This is a genomic window from Haemophilus haemolyticus (assembly GCF_001008205.1).
In the GTDB taxonomy this organism is placed as follows: Bacteria; Pseudomonadota; Gammaproteobacteria; order Enterobacterales; family Pasteurellaceae; genus Haemophilus; species Haemophilus haemolyticus_Q.
The window spans coordinates 77,073-98,789 of sequence record NZ_LCTK01000003.1; the positions used below are offsets into that span (position 1 = coordinate 77,073).

The 21,717-nt window shown below is 40.2% G+C and carries 21 protein-coding genes and 1 tRNA gene; 10 read left to right on the forward strand and 12 right to left on the reverse strand.

What is annotated here, in order from left to right; translation table 11 throughout:
- Window positions 1-2 precede the first annotated feature (2 nt).
- Window positions 3-3,692 carry a methionine synthase gene (metH, locus tag AAX18_RS00500; protein WP_046952587.1) on the reverse strand — a complete coding sequence of 1,230 codons (3,690 nt, stop codon included), beginning with the start codon at window positions 3,690-3,692 and terminating at the stop codon, window positions 3-5.
- Window positions 3,693-3,925: 233 nt separating this feature from the next.
- Between metH and AAX18_RS00505 the strand changes: the two genes are divergently transcribed.
- The 3 genes from AAX18_RS00505 to AAX18_RS00515 are packed head-to-tail and all read left to right on the forward strand — an operon-like array spanning window position 3,926 to window position 5,659.
- Entirely contained in the window at window positions 3,926-5,035 is a 1,110-nt protein-coding gene (locus AAX18_RS00505; RefSeq protein WP_046952588.1) for a transglutaminase-like domain-containing protein, read from the forward strand.
- A complete protein-coding gene (locus AAX18_RS00510; RefSeq protein ID WP_005628992.1) occupies window positions 5,010-5,372 on the forward strand; it encodes a mercuric transporter MerT family protein in 363 nt (120 codons plus the stop codon). Before AAX18_RS00505 ends, AAX18_RS00510 begins: the two co-directional genes overlap by 26 nt.
- An 8-nt stretch (window positions 5,373-5,380) precedes the next feature.
- Window positions 5,381-5,659, forward strand: a complete 279-nt coding sequence (locus AAX18_RS00515; RefSeq protein WP_005628994.1) for a heavy-metal-associated domain-containing protein — start codon at window positions 5,381-5,383, stop codon at window positions 5,657-5,659.
- Between the two features lie 53 nt (window positions 5,660-5,712).
- Here the strand turns inward: AAX18_RS00515 and AAX18_RS00520 are convergent, their stop codons facing one another.
- The 3 genes from AAX18_RS00520 to folB form a co-directional block, all read right to left on the reverse strand.
- Complete coding sequence (locus tag AAX18_RS00520; protein ID WP_046952589.1) at window positions 5,713-6,525, reverse strand: DUF5677 domain-containing protein; 813 nt, start codon at window positions 6,523-6,525, stop codon at window positions 5,713-5,715.
- An 88-nt stretch (window positions 6,526-6,613) separates the two neighbouring features.
- A complete protein-coding gene (gene sodC / locus AAX18_RS00525; protein ID WP_005626862.1) occupies window positions 6,614-7,186 on the reverse strand; it encodes a superoxide dismutase family protein in 573 nt (190 codons plus the stop codon).
- An 87-nt stretch (window positions 7,187-7,273) separates the two neighbouring features.
- Window positions 7,274-7,630 (reverse strand): dihydroneopterin aldolase, encoded by a 357-nt coding sequence (gene folB / locus AAX18_RS00530; RefSeq protein WP_046952590.1) that lies wholly within the window; start codon window positions 7,628-7,630, stop codon window positions 7,274-7,276.
- An 82-nt stretch (window positions 7,631-7,712) separates the two neighbouring features.
- Here folB and plsY point away from each other — a divergent pair, with 82 nt between their 5' ends.
- From plsY to rpoH, 5 genes are all read left to right on the forward strand, one after another.
- Window positions 7,713-8,312, forward strand: coding sequence for a glycerol-3-phosphate 1-O-acyltransferase PlsY (gene plsY / locus AAX18_RS00535; RefSeq protein WP_046952591.1), 600 nt, complete (start codon window positions 7,713-7,715; stop codon window positions 8,310-8,312).
- Window positions 8,313-8,353: 41 nt separating this feature from the next.
- Window positions 8,354-10,057 (forward strand): nitrate/nitrite two-component system sensor histidine kinase NarQ, encoded by a 1,704-nt coding sequence (gene narQ, locus AAX18_RS00540; protein WP_046939406.1) that lies wholly within the window; start codon window positions 8,354-8,356, stop codon window positions 10,055-10,057.
- Window positions 10,058-10,132: 75 nt separating this feature from the next.
- On the forward strand, window positions 10,133-11,158 hold the full coding sequence (gene murB / locus AAX18_RS00545) for a UDP-N-acetylmuramate dehydrogenase (protein WP_046952592.1): 1,026 nt from the start codon (window positions 10,133-10,135) through the stop codon (window positions 11,156-11,158).
- A gap of 25 nt (window positions 11,159-11,183) precedes the next feature.
- Window positions 11,184-11,495, forward strand: a complete 312-nt coding sequence (locus tag AAX18_RS00550) for a DUF2322 family protein (protein WP_005626845.1) — start codon at window positions 11,184-11,186, stop codon at window positions 11,493-11,495.
- Between the two features lie 137 nt (window positions 11,496-11,632).
- Window positions 11,633-12,478, forward strand: coding sequence for an RNA polymerase sigma factor RpoH (gene rpoH / locus AAX18_RS00555; RefSeq protein WP_005626842.1), 846 nt, complete (start codon window positions 11,633-11,635; stop codon window positions 12,476-12,478).
- 39 nt (window positions 12,479-12,517) lie between these two features.
- Here rpoH and dusC read toward each other — a convergent pair whose 3' ends face one another.
- The 5 genes from dusC to dauA all read right to left on the reverse strand — a co-directional run bounded on the left by dusC (window position 12,518) and on the right by dauA (window position 17,590).
- The gene (gene dusC, locus AAX18_RS00560) at window positions 12,518-13,450 is read right to left on the reverse strand and encodes a tRNA dihydrouridine(16) synthase DusC (protein ID WP_046952593.1); all 933 of its coding nucleotides are present in this window, start codon (window positions 13,448-13,450) and stop codon (window positions 12,518-12,520) included.
- A complete protein-coding gene (djlA, locus tag AAX18_RS00565) occupies window positions 13,450-14,316 on the reverse strand; it encodes a co-chaperone DjlA (protein WP_005636320.1) in 867 nt (288 codons plus the stop codon). Before djlA ends, dusC begins: the two co-directional genes overlap by 1 nt.
- A gap of 78 nt (window positions 14,317-14,394) precedes the next feature.
- Window positions 14,395-15,036, reverse strand: coding sequence for an orotate phosphoribosyltransferase (gene pyrE, locus AAX18_RS00570; RefSeq protein WP_005626835.1), 642 nt, complete (start codon window positions 15,034-15,036; stop codon window positions 14,395-14,397).
- 24 nt (window positions 15,037-15,060) lie between these two features.
- Window positions 15,061-15,777: a ribonuclease PH gene (gene rph, locus AAX18_RS00575; protein WP_046952594.1), complete on the reverse strand. Its 717-nt coding sequence runs from the start codon at window positions 15,775-15,777 to the stop codon at window positions 15,061-15,063.
- 70 nt (window positions 15,778-15,847) lie between these two features.
- Window positions 15,848-17,590 carry a C4-dicarboxylic acid transporter DauA gene (gene dauA / locus AAX18_RS00580; RefSeq protein WP_046952595.1) on the reverse strand — a complete coding sequence of 581 codons (1,743 nt, stop codon included), beginning with the start codon at window positions 17,588-17,590 and terminating at the stop codon, window positions 15,848-15,850.
- Window positions 17,591-17,714: 124 nt separating this feature from the next.
- Between dauA and AAX18_RS00585 the strand changes: the two genes are divergently transcribed.
- Together AAX18_RS00585 and AAX18_RS00590 are read left to right on the forward strand one after the other, a co-directional pair.
- Window positions 17,715-17,804 (forward strand) — tRNA-Ser (locus AAX18_RS00585).
- Window positions 17,805-17,972: 168 nt separating this feature from the next.
- Window positions 17,973-19,196, forward strand: coding sequence for an MFS transporter (locus AAX18_RS00590; RefSeq protein ID WP_046952596.1), 1,224 nt, complete (start codon window positions 17,973-17,975; stop codon window positions 19,194-19,196).
- A 43-nt stretch (window positions 19,197-19,239) separates the two neighbouring features.
- On the opposite strand, the gene rfaC is transcribed toward AAX18_RS00590, so the two are convergent.
- From rfaC to AAX18_RS00605, 3 genes are read right to left on the reverse strand one after another with little or no spacing between them, the layout of a single operon-like run.
- Window positions 19,240-20,196 carry a lipopolysaccharide heptosyltransferase RfaC gene (gene rfaC / locus AAX18_RS00595; protein ID WP_005626825.1) on the reverse strand — a complete coding sequence of 319 codons (957 nt, stop codon included), beginning with the start codon at window positions 20,194-20,196 and terminating at the stop codon, window positions 19,240-19,242.
- Entirely contained in the window at window positions 20,193-21,098 is a 906-nt protein-coding gene (locus AAX18_RS00600) for a DMT family transporter (RefSeq protein WP_005626824.1), read from the reverse strand. Before AAX18_RS00600 ends, rfaC begins: the two co-directional genes overlap by 4 nt.
- Before the next feature lie 28 nt (window positions 21,099-21,126).
- Window positions 21,127-21,708 carry a YcxB family protein gene (locus AAX18_RS00605; protein WP_046952597.1) on the reverse strand — a complete coding sequence of 194 codons (582 nt, stop codon included), beginning with the start codon at window positions 21,706-21,708 and terminating at the stop codon, window positions 21,127-21,129.
- Window positions 21,709-21,717 lie beyond the last annotated feature (9 nt).

A 21,717-nucleotide genomic window follows, 5' to 3' on the forward strand; every position in this document is an offset into this window, starting at 1 on the left:
GCTTATTTCATAGCGACACCCAACCATTTCATCATCTCTCTTTCATCCCAACCTTTACGTTTGGCATAATCTTGAGCTTGGTCTTCATCAATGCGACCTAAAGTGAAATAGTTACTTGCAGGGTGGGTGAAGTACCAACCGCAGACGGAAGCGGCTGGCCACATAGCGTAGCTTTCAGTGAGTTTCATGCCGATACGTTGTTCCACTTCTAATAAATCCCAAATCAAGGCTTTTTCGGTATGTTCCGGGCAGCTTGGGTAACCCGGTGCAGGGCGGATGCCGACATAGTTTTCATTGATTAAACCTTGATTGTCGAATTCTTCTTGCGTGTAGCCCCAAATGCGGGTGCGTAGCTCAAAGTGCAAGTATTCCGCCATGGCTTCCGCTAAGCGGTCGCCCACGGCTTGTAGCAGGATAGCATTATAGTCATCGCCCGCTGCTTTATAGCCTTCCACTAATGCCATTTCTTCAATACCCGCACAGACGGCGAACATCCCCATCCAGTCTTTTTTTCCGCTTTCGCGATCCGCAATAAAGTCACTTAGGGCAAAGTTAAACGGACTTTTGCTGTTTTTGCCACGTTCTGTTTGCTGGCGTAAGCCGTAAGCTGTACCAATGGGTTGTGTGTGTTCTTCATCAGAAAATAGCACCACATCGTCGCCCACACGTTCCGCAGGGAATATACCTAAAATACCGCTTGGGTTGAGTTTATGGTTTTGTTCTAACTCATCTAATACCACTTGTGCATCGTTCCATACTTTACGTGCTTCTTCGCCGCCTTCCGGATAATCAAAGGCATCAGGATAGCCGCCCATCAAGCCCCAAATGCGGAAGAATGGCGACCAATCGATGAATTTTCGTAATTCAGCAATCGGCACATTTTTAAATTCTACAATGCCTGTTTGATTTGGTTTTGGCGGCACGTAATCAGCCCATTCACCACTAAAGCCATCAAAGCGGTTTGCACGTGCTTCTTCAATGCTTAGTTGCTTACGAAGTGGTTTACGGTTAGAGAAAGACTGCTGAATTTTCTCGTAATCTTTCTTGAACTGTTCCCACAATGCCGCACGGCTTTCAGGATTCATCAATGTCGCACACACTGTCACCGCACGAGAGGCATTTGAGGTATAAAATACGCCGTGTTCTTTATATTTTGGATAAAGTTTAATGGCCGTATGTTCTTTAGAGGTGGTTGCACCGCCGATCATCACAGGCAGGTTTAAGCCTAAACGGGTCATTTCACCCAAGAAGTATTCCATCTCATCTAAAGAAGGGGTAATCAAACCACTTAATGCAATAATATCCGCTTTTTCATCAATAGCGGTTTGAATGATTTTGTCCGCTGGCACCATCACGCCTAAGTCAATCACTTCAAAGTTATTACATTGCATCACTACGCTCACGATGTTTTTACCGATGTCGTGTACGTCGCCTTTTACGGTCGCAATCACCACTTTACCGTTACTTGAACCTTTTTGTTTGGTTGCATTGATAAACGGCTCTAAATACGCCACGGATTGTTTCATTACGCGCGCAGATTTCACCACTTGTGGGAGGAACATTTTACCGTCACCGAACAAATCGCCGACCACGTCCATGCCTGCCATTAACGGGCCTTCAATCACATCTAATGGACTTGGTAAGGTTTGACGGGCTTCTTCCGTATCTTCCACAATGTAAGTGGTAATCCCTTTCACAAGGGCGTGTTTTAAACGTTCTTCCACTGGCCAAGTGCGCCATTCTGCCACAGAATCGACCGCACTTTCATCGTTGCCTTGATTGCGATATTTTTCTGCAATATCGAGTAGTTTTTCGGTGGCATCAGGGCTGCGGTTTAATACCGCATCTTCCACAATTTCACGTAATTCAGGATCGAGATCGTCATAAATCGCGAGCTGCCCCGCATTCACAATCCCCATATCCATGCCTTGTTTGATAGCATGGTAGAGGAAGACGGCGTGAATCGCTTCACGCATCACATTGTTACCACGGAATGAGAAAGACACATTCGACACCCCGCCTGAGATTTTCGCATGCGGTAGCGCACGTTTGATACGACCTGTAGCGTTGATAAAATCGACACCGTAGTTGTTGTGTTCTTCAATCCCCGTACCGATGGCAAAAATGTTCGGGTCGAAAATAATATCCTCTGGTGGGAAGCCTACTTGGTTTACTAACATGTCATAAGCACGGCTACAAATTTCAACTTTGCGATCTTCAGTATCGGCTTGACCCACTTCGTCAAACGCCATGACCACCACAGCTGCACCGTATTTACGCACCAGTTTAGCCTGATGTATAAATTTTTCCTCTCCCTCTTTTAAGGAAATAGAGTTAACGATTGGTTTACCTTGTACTGACTGCAAGCCAGCCTCAATCACTTCCCATTTGGAGGAGTCGATCATCATCGGCACTTTGGCCGCATCGGGTTCCGTCGCCATAATGTTGAGGAAACGGGTCATGCATTTTTTACCATCGAGCAAGGCTTCATCCATGTTCACGTCAATAACTTGCGCGCCGTTTTCTACTTGGTCGATAGCAATTTCAATGGCTTCGGCAAATTTGTCTTCTTTAATTAAACGTTTGAATTTTGCTGAACCTGTCACGTTATTACGTTCGCCCACGTTCACGAATAGGCTTTCATCATCAATATTAAGTGGCTCTAAGCCAGATAAACGCATCGCGGTTTTGATTTGTGGCAATTTGCGTGGCGGGATGTTTTCTACCGCCTCGGCAAAGGCTTTGATATGTTCCGGTGTGGTGCCGCAACAGCCACCGATAATGTTCACAAAGCCGCTTTCCGCCCATTCTTTAAGGTGTGCCGCCATCTCTTCCGCGCCAAGATCGTAGCCACCAAAGGCATTTGGCAAGCCCGCATTTGGGTGGACGGAAACATAGGTTTCGCTGATTTTAGACAGTTGTTCAACATATTGGCGAAGTTCTTTCGGGCCTAGCGCACAGTTCAAACCGAACGTCAGTGGTTTAGCGTGACGAAGCGAGTTGTAGAACGCTTCAGTGGTTTGCCCTGAAAGCGTACGGCCAGAAGCATCGGTAATGGTGCCGGAGATCATGATCGGCAATTCCACACCTAATTCTTCAAATACGGTTTCAATGGCGAAAATGGCGGCTTTTGCGTTTAACGTGTCGAAAATAGTTTCGATCATGATCAAATCAGCACCACCTTCAATTAAGCCTTTGGTTGCTTCAGCATAGGCATCGACCAATTCCATAAACGTCACATTACGGAAACCTGGGTCATTTACATCAGGAGAAATAGAGGCTGTACGGTTAGTTGGCCCTAACACACCTGCAACAAAGCGAGGTTTTTCTGGTGTGCCGTATTTATCTGCGGCTAAACGCGCTAGCTTTGCCCCTGCAAAATTCAGTTCATAGGCAATAGACTGTAAATCATAATCCGCTTGCGCAATGGTGGTAGAACTGAAGGTATTGGTTTCAATAATATCTGCACCCGCTGCTAAATATTTCTCATGAATAGCGGAAATTAGCAGTGGCTGAGTCAATGTCAGTAAATCATTATTACCGCGTAAATCGACCGCACTTTCCTTAAACTTCTCGCCTCTAAAATCGGTTTCCGTCAGTTTATATTTTTGGATCATCGTCCCCATCGCACCGTCTAAAATGAGAATACGATTTTCTAGAGCTTGTTTAAGTTGAGCGGTTTTATTCACCATAATTATTTTGTTCCGTAAATCTTAATAAATAACTACGGAATAATAGGTGTAAGGGCTAGGGGTGTCAAATGTTAGAAGGAAAGTGCGGTGGAAAATAAAGTATTTTTTTATATAAGAAAAATAAAAAGTTTACGTAAAACGGTTGAATTATTGCTCAAAAATCCGTTAGCATAGTGGCGTATTAGTTTATCTAATATGTTAAGTTTAACTATTATTAACTAGAGGATCTCTTCATGAAGAAACTTATCGCAGTTGCGGTGCTTTCTGCGTGTGGCTCGTTAGCTCATGCAAACACCAATGTTCCAAACTACAATACAGACGCCCATCTTTACGAATTCACGCAAACCTACGATTTAGTTGTGCTAAAAGGCTCACAAGGACAAACCAATTTATGGGTTCCATTGCCATTTAATGGAGAATACCAACAAGTGAAATCGATTCACTTTGAAGGTAATTACATGAATGCCTATGTAACAGAAAACAATAAATACGGTGCGAAAACCTTATTTGCCACTTGGGATAAAGATGCACAAAAACGTGATTTAAAAGTCACTATGGTCATTGAAACAAAAGACCGTGAACCGATGGTGAAAGGTGCTTTAGAGAATTATACTCCGCCAAAAGATATTCAGTATTCCGTGGATGTACAAGAGTACTTAAAAGCTACTCCACATATTAAAACTGATGGAATTGTGAAAGAATTTGCTGACAAAATCGTAGGTAAAGAAACCAATCCATTGAAGAAAGCAGAACTTATTCACCACTGGATCGTAAAAAATATGGAACGTGATAATTCTGTATTAGGTTGTGGCGACGGCGATGTAGAAAAAATTCTTACCACTGGCGTATTAAAAGGTAAATGTACCGATATTAACTCTATATTTGTGGCGCTTGCTCGTGCGGCAGGCATCCCAGCCCGTGAAATTTTTGGTATTCGCTTAGGTGCGGCAGATAAAATGGGCAAATATTCAAAAGGTGCCTTCGGTAGTGCAAATGAACAAGGCATCGCAAACGTAAGTTGTGGCCAACACTGCCGTGCTGAATTCTACCTTGCAGGATTTGGATGGGTACCAGTTGATTCCGCAGACGTTGCCAAAATGCGTTTAGCAGAGAAAAAATCTGTTGAAAATAAAGATACACAAGCCGTAGCAAAATATTTGTTTGGTAACTGGGAAGCAAACTGGGTCGGATTCAACCATGCCCGTGATTTCGATTTATATCCACAACCAGAACTCGCTCCAATCAATAATTTCGGCTATCCATATGCAGAAGTAGGTGGCGATCCGTTAAATTCCTTTGATCCAAAAGAATTTAAATATGACTACGTCTCTAAAAAACTCTAATAAATCCTTTTGGGTTGCCATAGCCACCGCACTTAGCGCCGCGGTGGCATCAACGTTGTGTTGCATTGCACCATTAATTTATTTAGTGTTCGGCGTGTCATCTACATGGTTGATTGGCCTAGGCGAATATGATTATTTGCGTATTCCCATGCTCATCGTTTCATTATGCGCCTTTGCCTATGGATTTTGGCTGTTAATGTTTTCCAAAAAAATCATTTGTAGCAAATATATTTCCCGTAAAAAACTCATCGTTTTATATTGGATTGTATTTATTGTGATGATTTTTTTCTTAACTTATCCAACAATTTTGCCTTGGATTTTAGAATTAGCTAATTAGGAATAAAAATGAAGAAATTATGTACCGCACTTTTGCTTTCTCTGTTTGCAATTTCTTTCGCTCATGCGAATGAAACCAAACAAATTGTGCTAAAAGTAAAAGAAATGAATTGCCAGCTTTGCGCCTACTTAGTCAATAAAGAATTGCGCAATATCGATGGCGTGATTTCCACTAAAGCCTCCATTAAAGATAGAACTGTGACTGTTGTAGAAGATCCAAAAGTTCCTGATGAGCAATTGATTAATGCAATTCATAAATTGGAATATACAGCGGAAGTGGTGAAGTAATTTAAGATTTGAATGTTTTTTATGATAAGGTACCCTCACCTTGCAGATTTAGACTATATTTTTAAAAATCTTAATTCTTTATTATCAAGTCTTTCTCTTATATCTGGGTAAATAACAGTAATCATACCTTCAATTCCTTTTCTTAAATAAGATTCAGATAAACTTAATGCCTTACATATATATTTCACTTCAAGTTCTGTTTTCCCCCCTAGTCCTCTTTCTCCTGGTGCCACATGGTAGAACCCCATGGGGAAAGAGTGAGCATTTGCTGATAACAGCTTATACCATAGTCTAAATTCTCTTTTATTAAATCCGCTTCGTTCTTCAATATCTTCCCTACTCAACATAAAAGCATTTTTCCCTTGCAAGTATCTATTTCGCTCCTTTTCGGGTAATGAATTAAAAAAAGAATCTTGTTGTATTTTATCTAAGATGAATTCTAAGCAATTTTCTTTATCATGGTGGAACTGGGTTGCTAAAGGCACTTTATTTAAATGTTCGAAGAGTTGTTTTCTTGAATAGTAATCATGTAAATCAAAAATATTTTTTCTCGTTTGTCTTTCTTCATCAGATACGTTATCAAAGCATAAATAAAACAAAGAATGATAACACTCCATTAAATTCCGTGTTAAACCAAATGTTGAAGCATAGTCCCAGTTTTCTAGGACATATTTTGTTGGAACATCTTGCTGAGTAAGTCTTTGTATGCTTTGAGCAATAACACACATTCTTGCAAATAAAATACAAGCAAATGTCATTTGAAATCCTGTAGATTTTCTATAAGCACCCATTACAGAAACTTTTCTTGCTATTTTTAATGTTTTTGAAAATCTTTTGTAACATTGTTCAAAATCTATATCATTCATAATATTTCCCCATAGAACTAACTCTGTTTTAAACAATAATAAAAGTGCGGTCAAAACTGACCGCACTTTTTATCTTTCGATAATCAACTTATTTAATCACACCACAAGCCATACGTGGGCCGCCACCGCCAAGTGGCGCTGGATGATCGGAGTGATTATCACCACCAGCATGGATCATAATAGAGTGACCGCGAACATCATCTAAATGTTTAAGACGTGGCGCTAAAACAGGGTTAGTCGCTGTACCATCATGTAATACAGTTAATGCAGGTAAATCACCTAAGTGTGCATCATCTTGCCATGGGTAACCGTGTTGTTTTGCACCTTTAGGATCCCAGTGACCACCAGCGCCTAAACCAGCTGTCAATTTACCCTCTTTTTCTTTTGGCTCACAGCTTGGGTTTTCATGGATGTGGAAACCATGTAAGCCTTCGCTTAATCCTTGTAAATTAGGGGTAAACACAAGACCATAGTTAGATTCAGTAATAGTCACTGTACCCACATCTTTGTTACCGTTTACTGGATCAAGTTGTTGCACTTTCACTTCAATAGAAGCACCTTTTGGTGCCATATTGTGATCATGATTATGCTCATGTGCTTGCGCAACACCAACTGAACATACCGCACTAACCGCTAGAGCTAATAAGGTTTTCATATTCATTGCAATCTCCTTTATTGCAGTAAAAACTCATGACTATTTTAGTCAATTTCGTTTAAAAAGCCGACGAGTTTTTACAAAAATTTCACATTATTTTAAACATCCACGTATAATCAATACGCCAACATTTCGAGCTTGTGCGACAGCTTTCGGTTTACTCAGTTTAATTTTTAATCCTTGAAGTTGATAACGTGACTCAAGCAAATCCGCCACTTCATAAGCCACTCGCTCAATCAACAAGAAAGATTTACTTTCCACATAATCAATTATTACTTGGCTCACTTCAGCATAATTCAAACAATATGCAACATCATCCGTTTCCGCCGCTTGTTTACAATCCCACGCCATTTCCAAATCAAACACAAGTTTTTGCTTAATTTGCTGTTCCCAATCATATACGCCAATTTGAGCAAAAACAGTCAATTCTTCAATAAAAACACGATCCATAAGATTTCCTCTAAAATTATTGTAGGCGTATGCTATCAACTTTGGGTAGAATAACGAATAATTTTTCTTGCTGGAGTACAAAATGAGCCTTTTTGCCCTTTTTTATATGCTTTGTGCCTATCTTTTAGGCTCTATTTCCAGTGCTATTCTAATTTGTCGCATTGCTGGCTTACCGGATCCTCGTCAAAATGGATCAAACAACCCAGGGGCGACAAATGTGCTTCGTATCGGAGGCTGTTGGTCTGCCCTCGCCGTACTGATTATTGATATTTTAAAAGGCATGACGCCAGTATGGGTTGGTTACTATTTAGGGCTCACACAATTTGAATTAGGCATGGTCGCACTGGGTGCTTGCTTGGGACACATATTCCCAATATTCTTCCAATTCAAAGGTGGAAAAGGCGTCGCAACCGCTTTCGGTGCAATCGCACCAATTTCTTGGGCTGTAGCGGGCTCTACATTAGGCACCTGGGTTTTCGTTTTTCTTATCAGCGGTTATTCTTCATTAAGCGCGGTTATTTCTGCATTACTTGTGCCTTTTTATGTGTGGTGGTTCAAACCTGAATTTACTTTTCCCGTTGCACTGGTATGTTGCCTATTAATTTATCGTCATCACGATAATGTTCAACGTTTATGGTGCGGTCAAGAAGATAAAGTTTGGGCTAAATTTAAAAAGAAATAAAAAATTCACCGCACTTTTCTAAATTTCCACTGGAGTTTCCTGTGCATACTAAACGTTCAGTTTCCACTCGTATTGCTAAATATTTATTCATCATTCTCATCGTTGCTGGCGTGATTAGCTCGCTAAGTTTGGCAATTATGAGCAGTAATAAATATGACGCAGAAGCCATTAATATTTCAGGTTCTTTGCGGATGCAAAGTTATCGCCTACTCTATGAAATGCAAGAGCAACCAGAAAGTGTGGAAACGAACTTACGTCGTTATCATATAAGCCTTCATTCGTCTGCTTTACTAGAAGTTCAAAATCAATTTTTCACACCGAATGTATTAAAACATTCCTATCAAAACATTTTGCAACGTTGGACGAACATGGAAAAATATGCGCGCCAACACGATGTAAAAAACTATAGTAATCAGCTCACTGACTATGTGGCAGATGTTGATTATTTTGTGTTTGAGCTACAACGTTTCAGTGAACAAAAATGGATTTTGGGCGTATCGGTACTTTTTTTCGCGATGTGGTTAATTTTACTCATGGTGTCTTATGTGATTTGGTACACACAGCGGGAAGTCGTAAAACCACTGCACTTAATGACGAAAGCCAGTATGCAAGTGCAAATGCGTCAATTCAATCACATTCCGCTTGATACAACGAAACAAAATGAACTCGGTACATTGGCGCGTATCTTCACACAAATGTCCACGGAGCTTGGGCAGCTTTATTCACGTTTGGAAGAAACGGTAAACGAAAAAACACAAAAGTTACGCCAAACTAACCGCTCGTTGACGACACTTTATCAAAGTTCTCAAATTCTTAATGCCAACACGATCAACGATAAAGTATTAAGCCAAGTGCTCGATCACATTCTGGTCAGCGAAAATTTGAAATATATCAAAGTTGAAGTTATGGGTGCAGAGCATTGGGATATTGCTTTTGGTACTCAAGATTTAGACTGCTCGTTGCAAACTGAGACACTTTCTGTCGATAACGAAGAATTCGGTGCACTCTCTTGGCAAGCAGGATTGCCTTGTCCCGATCCGAGAATGATGCAAAACCTTGCTCAAATGCTTGGGAGAGCCCTTTATTTCCAAAAAAGTTTACGCCAACAAGAACAGCTATTATTGATGGAAGAGCGGTCAATTATCGCGCGAGAATTGCATGACTCATTGGCTCAAGTGCTATCGTTTTTACAGATTCAACTTACATTACTTAAACATAACTTGAAGAAAGAAGGCGATTCATCCAAAGAACAAAGTTTGGTCATTATTCGTGATTTTGAACAGGCTCTTTCGAGTGGATATGCACAATTACGCGAGCTTTTAGCCACTTTCCGTTTAACCATACAAGAAGCTAATTTACAGCTTGCGCTAGAACAAGTGATTGACTCATTGCGTTCACAAACAACGATGCAAATGAACGTTAATTGCCAATTGCCATCACAAAGTTTGAATCCACAACAACTGGTTCATGTGCTACAAATTGTACGCGAAGCCACCACCAATGCGATCAAACATTCTCAAGGCACAGCAATTGAAATTAGCGCCAAAATTAATGCCGAAGGCGAATACGAAATTTTAGTTGAAGATAATGGTATCGGTATTCAAGACCTTGAAGAGCCTGAAGGTCATTATGGGTTAAATATTATGACTGAACGTAGTCGCCAACTTAACGCAGAATTTAACATCATCCGTCGCGAACAAGGCGGTACACAGGTGAAAATCACGCTTCCGCACGCGTTATGTTGATTACGGTGGATATAATTATTCATAGCAGCTGGTATAAAAGATAAATTTTTTATGCCCCCGACAATGGTATTTTAAATGCAAAATTTACAACCTTTTCACACTTTCCATATTCACGCTAATGCTCGTGAAATTATCGAAGCACATAGCATTGAACAACTACAACAAGCATGGACTCATTCAAAAGCGGAAAATTTACCCGCACTTTTTCTAGGTCAAGGCAGTAATATGCTATTTCTGGATGATTTTAATGGTGTGGTGATTTTAAATCGTTTAATGGGTATTACTCATCAACAGGATTCTGATTTTAACTACCTGCATGTAAATGGCGGTGAAAATTGGCATGAATTGGTGGAATGGTCTATTAACAATGGTATTTATGGATTAGAAAATCTGGCTCTGATTCCTGGCTGTGCAGGCTCTGCACCAATTCAAAATATCGGTGCTTATGGCGTTGAATTTAAAGATGTGTGCAATTATGTAGATGTGATTAATTTAAACACAAATGAAACCTTCCGACTCGACACAGAACAATGTGAATTTGGTTATCGTGAAAGTATTTTCAAACATCGTTATCAACAAGGTTATGTGATTACGGCGGTTGGATTAAAGCTCACAAAAAATTGGCAGCCTATTCTAAAATATGGCTCACTTGTAGAGTTCGATCCCAAAACTGTCACCGCTAAACAAATTTTTGATGAAGTCTGTCATATCCGTCAAAGTAAATTACCTAATCCAAATGAATTTGGTAATGCGGGCAGTTTCTTTAAAAACCCGGTTGTCAGTTCGGAACATTTTGAGGAAATCAAAAAACATCACGAAAATCTACCGCACTTTCCACAGGCAGATGGCTCAGTGAAATTAGCGGCGGGCTGGCTGATTGATCAATGCAATCTTAAAGGTTTTCAAATTGGCGGTGCAGCCGTTCATGAAAAACAAGCATTAGTATTAATTAACAAAAGCGGGGCAACAGGACAAGACGTGGTCAAACTCGCCCATCACGTTCGCCAAACTGTTGCAGAAAAATTTGGTGTATATTTACAACCTGAAGTCCGCTTTATTGGTGCAACTGGCGAAGTAAATAGCGAGCAAACTATCGCATAATTTATATAGATTAAGGAAATAAACCATGAGCTTTAAAGAAATTTTAGAAACCTTACCCACAATCGATCATTTAACCGGTTTAAATGTGATGGATGGTGAAACGATTATCCACAACATTCCAGCCATACCAGGTAAATTAGGTTCGCTTCGCCTTTATAATGCGTTGGCTGAAAAATTTAACGGGAAATTAAACCGCACTTCCGCACAACAAGGTGTTGAATGGTTTGCAGAACACGTCGAAGATGCAAAAGTGAATCCAGGCAAGCATCCGAACATTGATTTACTATTTAAGGTGATTGATGAAAATCTTAATTTAACCCTGATTCCACTTTGCTAATTAATCAGAATTATTTAGAATAATTGAACTTTTGATTGATAAAACCTGTCTTATTAACAAATTGGTTCAATAAGATAGCTTATTGTGCTATAACTAGGCTCACTGATTGGCAAAAGCCAAAATAAAGAAGGGAAACGATGGATAAAGAAACACAAATGATGTTAGTTCCTCAAGGCAGTATCGAAGGTTATATTCGTGCGGCAAATGAATATCCGATGCTGACCGCAGAGGAAGAAAAGGAATTGGCAGAACGTTTGTATTATCACGAGGATTTAGATGCAGCGAAAAAACTCATTTTGTCGCATCTTCGTTTCGTGATCCATGTTGCACGTGGCTATTCTGGCTATGGTTTGCCTCAAGCTGATTTAATCCAAGAAGGCAATATCGGCTTAATGAAAGCCGTTAAACGTTTTAACCCTGAAGTTGGTGTACGTTTGGTGTCATTCGCTGTGCATTGGATTAAAGCGGAAATCCACGAATATGTTCTTCGTAACTGGCGTATCGTAAAAGTCGCAACTACGAAAGCTCAACGTAAATTATTTTTCAACCTACGCAAAACTAAACAACGTTTAGGCTGGTTCAATGAAAATGAAGTTGATATCGTGGCAAATGAATTGGGTGTTTCCAAAGAAGATGTTATCGAAATGGAATCGCGTATGAGCGGTGCGGATGTAGGTTTTGATTTACCCACTGATGATGCAGAAACAGAGACCTATTCTCCAGCCCTTTATTTGGAAGATAAAAGTTCTAATTTCGCAGCAGAGCTGGAAAATGAAAACTTTGAAAGCCAAGCAACCGAGCAATTAGGTGCAGCGCTACAAAGTCTAGATGCGCGTAGTCAGGATATTATCAAAGCTCGTTGGTTAGATGATAACAAAGCCACATTACACGACTTAGCTGCAAAGTATAATGTCTCTGCGGAACGTATCCGTCAATTAGAAACCAATGCACTGAAAAAATTAAAAAGTGCGGTGAGTTTTTAAATAATTTAGAAAAAGAAAACCTGCTGATTAGCAGGTTTTTTATTTATCATTTAAACGTAATTTCAAATCTTCAGCAGTTTGGCAAGTCTTAATCTTATCAAACACTTGGTTCGCTTCATCATATTCCTTATTCAAATAACGTAACCACTGTTTAATTCGTGCCACATGATAAAAACCGCTGTCATATTCATTTTCGACATTAGCATATTTTTGCAAGATTTTTTGAATCTCACACCAAGGCATTTTTTCTGCATTTGATTTCAAAACATGGCTTAAATTCGGAATATTCAACGCACCTCGTCCCACCATTAAATCCTGACAACCTGTTTGAGATAAGCAATCTTGCCCATCTTGCCAATGCCAAATTTCTCCGTTAGCAATAACAGGAATGGATAAACGCTCTCGTACTTCGCCAATTTTTTTCCAATTAATTCGATCAGCGCGATAACCATCAGATTTTGTGCGTCCATGAACTGTAATTTCGGTTGCACCACCCTGCTCTACCGCATCAGCGATTTCAAAAGCTTGAGAAATATCATCCCAGCCTAACCGCACTTTTACACTAACGGGGAATTCACTTGGCACAGCTCTGCGTAAGGCTTGAGTGGCACGATAAATCAATTCAGGCTGTTTCAATAATGCCGCACCACCATTGCTGCCATTCACTGTTTTAGAAGGGCAACCACAATTTAAATCAACACCATGAGAGCCAAGCTCGATCGCACGAATCGCATTTTCAGCAAGGCATTCTGGATGCTGCCCAAGCAACTGTACTCGCACAGGCGTGCCAGAAGAAGTAAAGCCCTGATTTTTTAATTCAGGGCATAAACGATAAAATACTTTTTCAGGGAGAAGTTGAGCAACTACGCGAACAAATTCTGTTATACATAAATCGTAGTCATTCACTTCGGTGAGAAGTTGGCGTACAAAGGGATCTAGAACCCCTTGCATAGGCGCAAGAATAACACGCACTATTTCCAGCCTTTTGCTTTACAAATTAAATCGTAAGCGGCTTGAATCTGTTGAGTTTTTTCTTTTGCCATTTCCATCATTTCTGGCGGTAAACCTTTCGCCACGAGTTTATCTGGATGGTGTTCATTCATTAAACGACGATAAGCTCGCTTAACCGTGTTTTGCTCGTCGGACTCAGTCACACCCAATACTTTATAGGCATCATTTAAAGTTGGGCCTGAAGCATGTTGGTAACCACCACTATTTTGTTGCTGATATTGGTAGCCACCTTGATAGGCACCTTGTTGATATTGCTGATAAAAACCACCTTGAGTAAAAGCTCTAGCAGCCATTTCCATCGCAATCATTTGTTCAAATTGCATACGAGAAAGACCAAGTTCTTCAGCAATTACATAAAGCACTTCTTTCTCATTTTCGTGAAGTTCTGAATCGGCAAAAGCCGCTTGAACTTGCACTTGTAAGAACATTCGCAATAAATCAGCACGTTGCCCACAACCAATGCGAAATTCACGGATAACTTGGCGAATCGGGAAATCAGATTCTTTACCTCGACGAAACGCATCTTGAGCTAATTTACGCCCCGCATCATCCAGTTTAAGCTGAATCATTAATTGGTTAGCTAATTGAATATCTTCTTCTGTTACACGCCCTTTCGATTTGCTTAAATGTCCTAGCACCGCAAAGGTAGTTTGCATAAACAAGTCTTGACGCGTCGTTTTCTTTTTAAAGAAACTAGAACTTACCGAGCCAAGCTCATACAATTTTTTATCTGCAATAGAACCTAAAATGAGCCCAGCAATCGCACCAAAAAATCCACCAACTTTCCAACCTAAAAATACGCCTATAATTTTTCCAATAAATCCCATTCTTTCCCCTGTTAAGTCAAAGTGCGGTTATTTTTATAATGTTATTTATAATGATGACAAAAATTTATTTCTCAAGTTTTATACGCCAAATTCGGCACGATAAGCACGCATTTCTGGCAAATGGCTACTGTATCGAGGATCTTGTTCAATAAATTGCATCAAGTCATCTAAATCAATGATTGATAGCACTTGGCATTGATAATCACGTTCTACTTCTTGAATTGCAGAAAGCTTGCCTTTTCCTCGTTCTTTACGGTTTAAGGCGATTAATACCGCCGCAAGCTCTGCCTTATTTGCACTGATTAATTCCATAGATTCACGGATCGCAGTGCCAGCCGTAATCACGTCATCCACAAGCAAAATTTTTCCTTGCAATGGGCTACCAATTAAATTGCCGCCCTCTCCGTGATCTTTCACTTCTTTGCGATTAAAACACACGGGTTTATCAATACCATAACGATTAAATAACGCCACCGAAACTGAAGTGCCAATTGGAATACCTTTGTAAGCGGGGCCAAAAACTACATCAAAATCTACCGCACTTGCCTGAATTGCTGCAGCATAGAACTCGCCTAAACGCGCTAAATCTGCCCCTGTATTGAACAAACCTGCATTGAAGAAATACGGACTTTTACGCCCCGATTTCAAAGTAAACTCTCCGAATTTCAATACATTTCGGCTTAAAGCAAATTCGATAAAATCACGTTTATATTGTTCCATTTTTTTAATCCCTATAAACTGTGTTTATAAGCCTAGCGCTTCGCGTTGAGCGACAAAAATTTGATTACAACCTTGCTTCGCTAAATCTAATAATGTTAATAATTCTTCATGGCTAAATGGCTCGCCTTCTGCGGTGCCTTGCACCTCAATCATTCGACCATCTTCCATCATCACAACATTCATATCGGTTTCCGCTGCAGAATCTTCCACATATTCCAAATCACAAACGGCTTGTCCATCAACAATTCCTACAGAAATTGCCGAAACCAAACCTTTAATTGGGTTATTTTTTAACGTGCCATTCTCAATTAAACCATTGATCGCATCACATAATGCGACAGCAGCACCAGTAATGGATGCAGTACGTGTGCCGCCATCCGCTTGAATAACATCGCAATCTAAAGTAATCGCACGTTCACCAAGTGCTTTAAGATCCACCATCGCGCGCAAAGAGCGGGCAATTAAGCGTTGAATTTCCATTGTGCGTCCGCCTTGTTTACCTTTAGCCGCCTCACGTTGCATACGACTATGTGTTGAGCGTGGCAACATTCCATATTCAGCCGTGACCCAGCCTTGCCCTTGTCCCTTTAAGAAACGTGGTACAGCATCTTCCACTGTTGCAGTACAAAGCACTTTGGTATCACCAAATTCAACAAGCACAGAACCTTCAGCGTGCTTAGTGTAATTACGGGTAATTTTAATTTGGCGGGGTTGATTATTTTCTCGATTATTTGGACGCATAATTATTCCTTGATATGGTTTAGAACGATGTAATAAAAAAGCGCACTATTCTAGCACGCTTTAGTTTTCATTATTGGGTAGTTTTTTCAAAGTCACGAATTTTATGGAAAGTTTCGTTTAAATCTGCCGCAAAATTAATTTTTTGAATATCTGGCGAAGAATTAGATTTAACTAACATTCTCAACGGCTGGAATTGCATATTACACAAGTAAAGTTGTTGATGGGGCAACATGTGTTGAACAAATCGAGTAAGCGCATGTATTCCACCAGCATCAAGCACTGTCACTGCATCACATTGCAGCACAATATGTCGGATTTCATGATCGGTATGAACCGTTCTATCATGCAAATCCGCAAATAATTTATCCGCAGCAGCAAAGAAAAGTGGACCACTAATTCGGTAAACCAACACATCATCTAAATCTTCAGGCGCATTGTGTTCAATGGCTTTTGTCATCTCAGCAATGGTTCGAATAAACAAGAGACTTGCAAGCAACACCCCAACACTAATCGCAATCACCATATCAAACAATACGGTCAAAATAAGACAAGTCAGCAACACTGCCATTTCATTTTTGCCTGAACGGCGAGCAAGATGAATAATATCGTGCACACTTGCCATATTCCACGCCACCACTAACAACAAAGCAGCCATCGATGACAAAGGCAAATAAGAAAGGGCTTGCGAAAACAAAAGTAAAGCGAATAAAACAAGTATTGCGTGCACAACACTTGATATTGGCGATACCGCCCCTGATTTCACATTAGCCGCAGAACGAGCAATCGCAGCTGTTGCCGTGATTCCTCCAAAAAACGGAGAAATGATATTCCCCAAGCCTTGTGCTAATAACTCGTTATTAGAGTGATGTTTAGTATCTGTCATATTATCTAAAATCACTGCGCAAAGAAGTGATTCAATTGCGCCCAATACTGCCATTGAAAAAGCAGCAGGTAACAAAGCTTGTAAGCTATTAAAATCCCAATGAATTAATTGACCTTGCGCATCAGGAATATTCCACGGCAGAGAAAAATCTGGCAATACATTAGGAATCCCATGACCAATGGAACCATCAGGCAAAGTATATTGGAATGCAGATCCAATCGTCGCCACCTCAAAATCAAAATGCTGTAATGCTAGAGCTAAAATTGTACCAATAATCACGGCAGGTAGATGCCCTGGCACTGCCAAACGCAATTTATGCCATTGAGTCAGGACTAATAGTGTTACCACACCAACTGCTGCATTCGCCCAATTTATAGTAGGAAGTGCGGTAAAAATTGTTTGGATTTTTTCAAGATAATGCGCCGGCATTTTTTCTATGGAAAGCCCCAAAAAATCCTTAATCTGCAAAATACCAATAGTAATGCCAATCCCGCAAGTAAAGCCTAGGGTCACAGGCAAGGGAATATATTCAATTAAACGTCCTAGACGAAATAACGCCATCAAAACCAAAATGAGCCCAGAAAGCAACGTTGCCATCAAAAGACCACTTAGCCCAAATTGTTGAGTAACAGGGTACAGAATCACAACAAAAGCTGCTGTAGGCCCAGATATATTAAAGCGAGAACCACCTGTCAGCGCAATAACGATACCCGCAATAATTGCCGTGTAAAGACCATGTTGTGGTGGCACACCACTCGCAATAGCCAAAGCCATGGAAAGCGGAATTGCAATCACACCAACGGTTAACCCTGAAATAATGTCGCGAATCAGCGATTTTTTCGAATAGCCTAAACGGAAAGAATCTTTCAGCGCGCTAAAGGGTTTTACGGCTAAAAAAACATTTTTAGAAAATAACGCTTTAATATGCATAAAAAAACTACAAACGATAAATAAAGTGCGGTTATTCTAGCGAAACTTTTAAAAGTTTTTTATGTTCTAGCGCAAAAAACTTGACTAAACTGGAGCAAATCTTTATAGTTTGCGCACCTTTTACGGTGAGATGTCCGAGTGGTTGAAGGAGCACGCCTGGAAAGCGTGTATGTGGGAAACTGCATCAAGGGTTCAAATCCCTTTCTCACCGCCATCCTAATTTTATTCCCTTATTTTCCTTCTCATTCAAAATCAATTTTTTATTCTTCTTTTTGTACTCTGTTCATTGAATTTTTTCATCAATGCAGTAAACTAGCCACCGATTTTTAATCACCTTTCTTTTCACTTTAAATGTTACCCGCGAGTAACAAAAGGACACATCATGACAAACAAAGTAAACAGTTATGGCTGGAAAGCCTTAATTGGCTCTGCCGTCGGCTATGCAATGGACGGTTTCGATCTTCTCATTTTAGGTTTCATGCTTAGTGCAATTTCCGCAGACTTAAATCTAACACCCGACCAAGGTGGCTCTCTCGTAACATGGACGCTTATTGGTGCCGTATTTGGCGGTATTTTATTTGGCGCATTAAGCGATAAATACGGTCGTGTACGCGTACTCACTTGGACCATTCTTCTCTTTGCAGTATTTACTGGGTTATGTGCGATTGCACAAGGTTATTGGGACTTACTGATTTATCGCACAATTGCTGGCATTGGCTTAGGCGGTGAATTTGGAATTGGGATGGCTCTAGCAGCAGAAGCATGGCCCGCACTCCACCGAGCGAAAGCAGCATCTTATGTTGCATTAGGTTGGCAAGCTGGTGTATTAGGTGCCGCATTACTTACACCATTATTGCTCCCGCATATTGGCTGGCGTGGAATGTTCTTGGTGGGTATCTTCCCTGCATTTGTCGCTTGGTTCTTACGTTCTCATCTACACGAACCTGAAATTTTCACTCAAAAACAAACCGCACTTTCAACTCAATCCAGTTTTACTGATAAATTACGTTCATTCCAGCTTCTTATTAAAGATAAAGCCACGAACAAAATTAGCCTTGGTATCATCGTACTCACCTCCGTACAAAACTTCGGTTATTACGGCATTATGATTTGGTTACCTAATTTCTTATCAAAACAACTTGGATTCAGTTTAACTAAATCTGGACTTTGGACAGCCGTTACCGTCTGCGGCATGATGGCTGGGATTTGGATTTTCGGACAACTCGCCGACCGAATAGGACGAAAACCAAGTTTCTTACTTTTCCAATTAGGCGCGGTGATAAGTATCGTGGTTTACTCACAACTTACCGATCCTGACATCATGCTTCTTGCTGGGGCATTTTTAGGTATGTTTGTGAACGGAATGATGGGAGGTTACGGTGCATTAATGGCAGAAGCCTATCCAACAGAAGCTCGAGCAACGGCACAAAACGTACTTTTCAATATTGGTCGTGCCGTAGGTGGATTTGGACCTGTGGTTGTGGGCGCTGTTGTACTCGCCTACTCTTTCCAAACGGCCATCGCTCTACTTGCGATTATCTACGTAATTGATATGTTAGCGACAATTTTCTTAATCCCTGAATTAAAAGGTAAAGCCTTAGACTAAGAAAATATAAAAGATAAAAATGCTCGCCAAGTGCGAGCATTTTTTATGAAATAAAAGTAAGCAATTGTGAGGATACTTGTTCAGCTGAAATTTCTTTCATTGAACTTGCCGATAAGTAATGCTGATTTTTACCATAACAGCCAATCAATTTAGGATCCGTTGCGCCATAAAGCGTAATATTGGGCTTATCCAAAGCGGCAGTTAAATGCGCCAAGCCTGTATCCACCGACACAACGGCTTTTGCATTCGCAAGCTGTTTTGCAAGCTCCGTTAAAGTTAATTTCGGCAATACAATCACTTTAGAATCAACTTGAGCCAAACGCTCTGCTCGCGCTTTTTCCTGTTTATTTCCCCAAGGCAAGCGAATTTCGTAATCAGAAAGTGCGGTAATTTTTTCAATCAATTTTTGCCATTCTGATTCTTCCCAATGCTTATCTGCCCGAGTTGTAGAATGAATGAATACCACATAGTTTTTTTCTGAAGTTTGATGAAGAAAATGGCGAGCAATACCATAGTCACCCTGAACCTGAGGTAATTTATAACCTAAACTCTGGGCAAAAAGCTGACGAATTCGTTCCACCGCATGCTGTTGATAGGGAATAGAATATTTTTTATCGTAGAAAAAAGACGCTAACGGCTCTCGGATACTTTGACGATCATAGCCATGTTTCATACCTTGGGCAAAACGAGTTGCAAATAATGCACTTTTAATGAGCCCTTGCGCATCAATTACCGCATCATAATTTTCAGCCTGCAACAAAGTGCGGTAATTTTTCCACTCATTTCTTGTTTGAATGGAAAAAGGTGATTTACGCCAACGGCGCAAAGCAATAGGAATCACGCGATTTACGGTAGAATGCCAACGTGGAATTTCTGCAAAGTTTTCTTCCACCACCCAATCAATACTTAAACTAGGAATCGCCTTTTGTGCATCAGTCAAGGCAGGCAAAGTGTGGATAACATCCCCCATAGAGGAAGTTTTAATCACACATACTTTCATTTAATTAACCTTCTTCCCCAATGCATAATTCCAAGCCCAGATACGGCTAAAATGCCCCCAATAATTAAGGAGGAATCCACCTGTTCATTCAACCAAACGGCTGAAAATAAAATACCTAAAATCGGCACAAGAATAATGTAAGCCGAGGCATTGCCTGCCCCTAAGTGTTTCACTCCATCAAAATACCATGCATAAGCCAATACCGTTGAGCCAAATGCAAGACCAAGTAAACTAAACCATTGCGATCCATTTAATTGAAATACGGTTACCCAATCTTCCGCACTTTCCGTCCATAATGTTGCCAACGTCAGCATGAAAAAACCAAAAGTAGAAGAAATCGTGGTAGCGGTGAGAGAATCAATTCCGATTAATACTTTACGAGCCAATAAAGTATAAGCAACCCAGCAAACTAAAGCACAAAGCAATAACATTTGACCGAATCCAAAATTTTGTAAGAGGTTAGTTGGATTCCCTTTTGTCATGGCTAACAAAGAACCGCTAATGGCAATAATCATCCCTAATACAACCCAGCGATTCCACTTTTCTTTAAATAATAAAATAGCAAAAAACATCGTAAAGACGGGATTAGAGGCAACGACCATCGTTCCTTGCCCTGCTGGAACATATTTCAAACCCCAAATAAAGAAAGTCGAATAACCAAAGATCCCAAGCAAAGCAGTTAACAATAACCCCACCCATTGATTAGGTCGCAGTTGTTTAGCATATTTGAAACGATTCGCCGCATATAGCCAAATAATGAGTGGAATAATGGCGAAAAAAAAGCGCACGCTTGAAGCAATAAATGTCGGCATAGCTTGGGCAACCACTCGTCCCCAAGGCCAAGAGGCGCCCCATAAAATGGCCATTCCGATTAATTGTAAGTGTATACGGAGAGGATTCATATCATTAACATATCCTATTAGGCCTTTTCTATTTACTTAAAGGCTCTGCTTGGTAAGCTTTTATTTTTTCTCGTAAAGCGGCTTCAAATGCTTCTCTATGAGCATCATCTTGAAAGGCTGAATAAGGAATAGATAAAAACTGTCCACCACCAATTCTAATCGTTAGGTATCCATAATGATTTTCGATATGATGAATGTAGCGATAATTATGCAAGACTTGGCAGGAATCTATTTTCGTGCATAAACCATTTTCTTGAATTTGTACGGTTGTACTTTTATTAGCGCCCTCAAATACTTGGCTTTGAAAAGCTTTGGTATTTAAATAAGGTCGTAGAAAAATAGCATAGAAAAAACAACATACTGAGATGAGCAATAATATATGTCCTGCATAATTGGCTAAGATATTTTCATAGCAATCATACAAATACTCTCCCCAATCCATCAGTTCAAAAGCAAGAAAAATACTTGGCAGGAAGAAGAATAAATATAATAAAAAATCGCCAAGCCTCATCATCTTACGAAATTTATTATGCTTATAAATTTCACGACTGATTTTACGGGCTGCTTTGGCATTATTTTTATCTAATACGGATTGATAGGTTATTTCCATTTTATATTC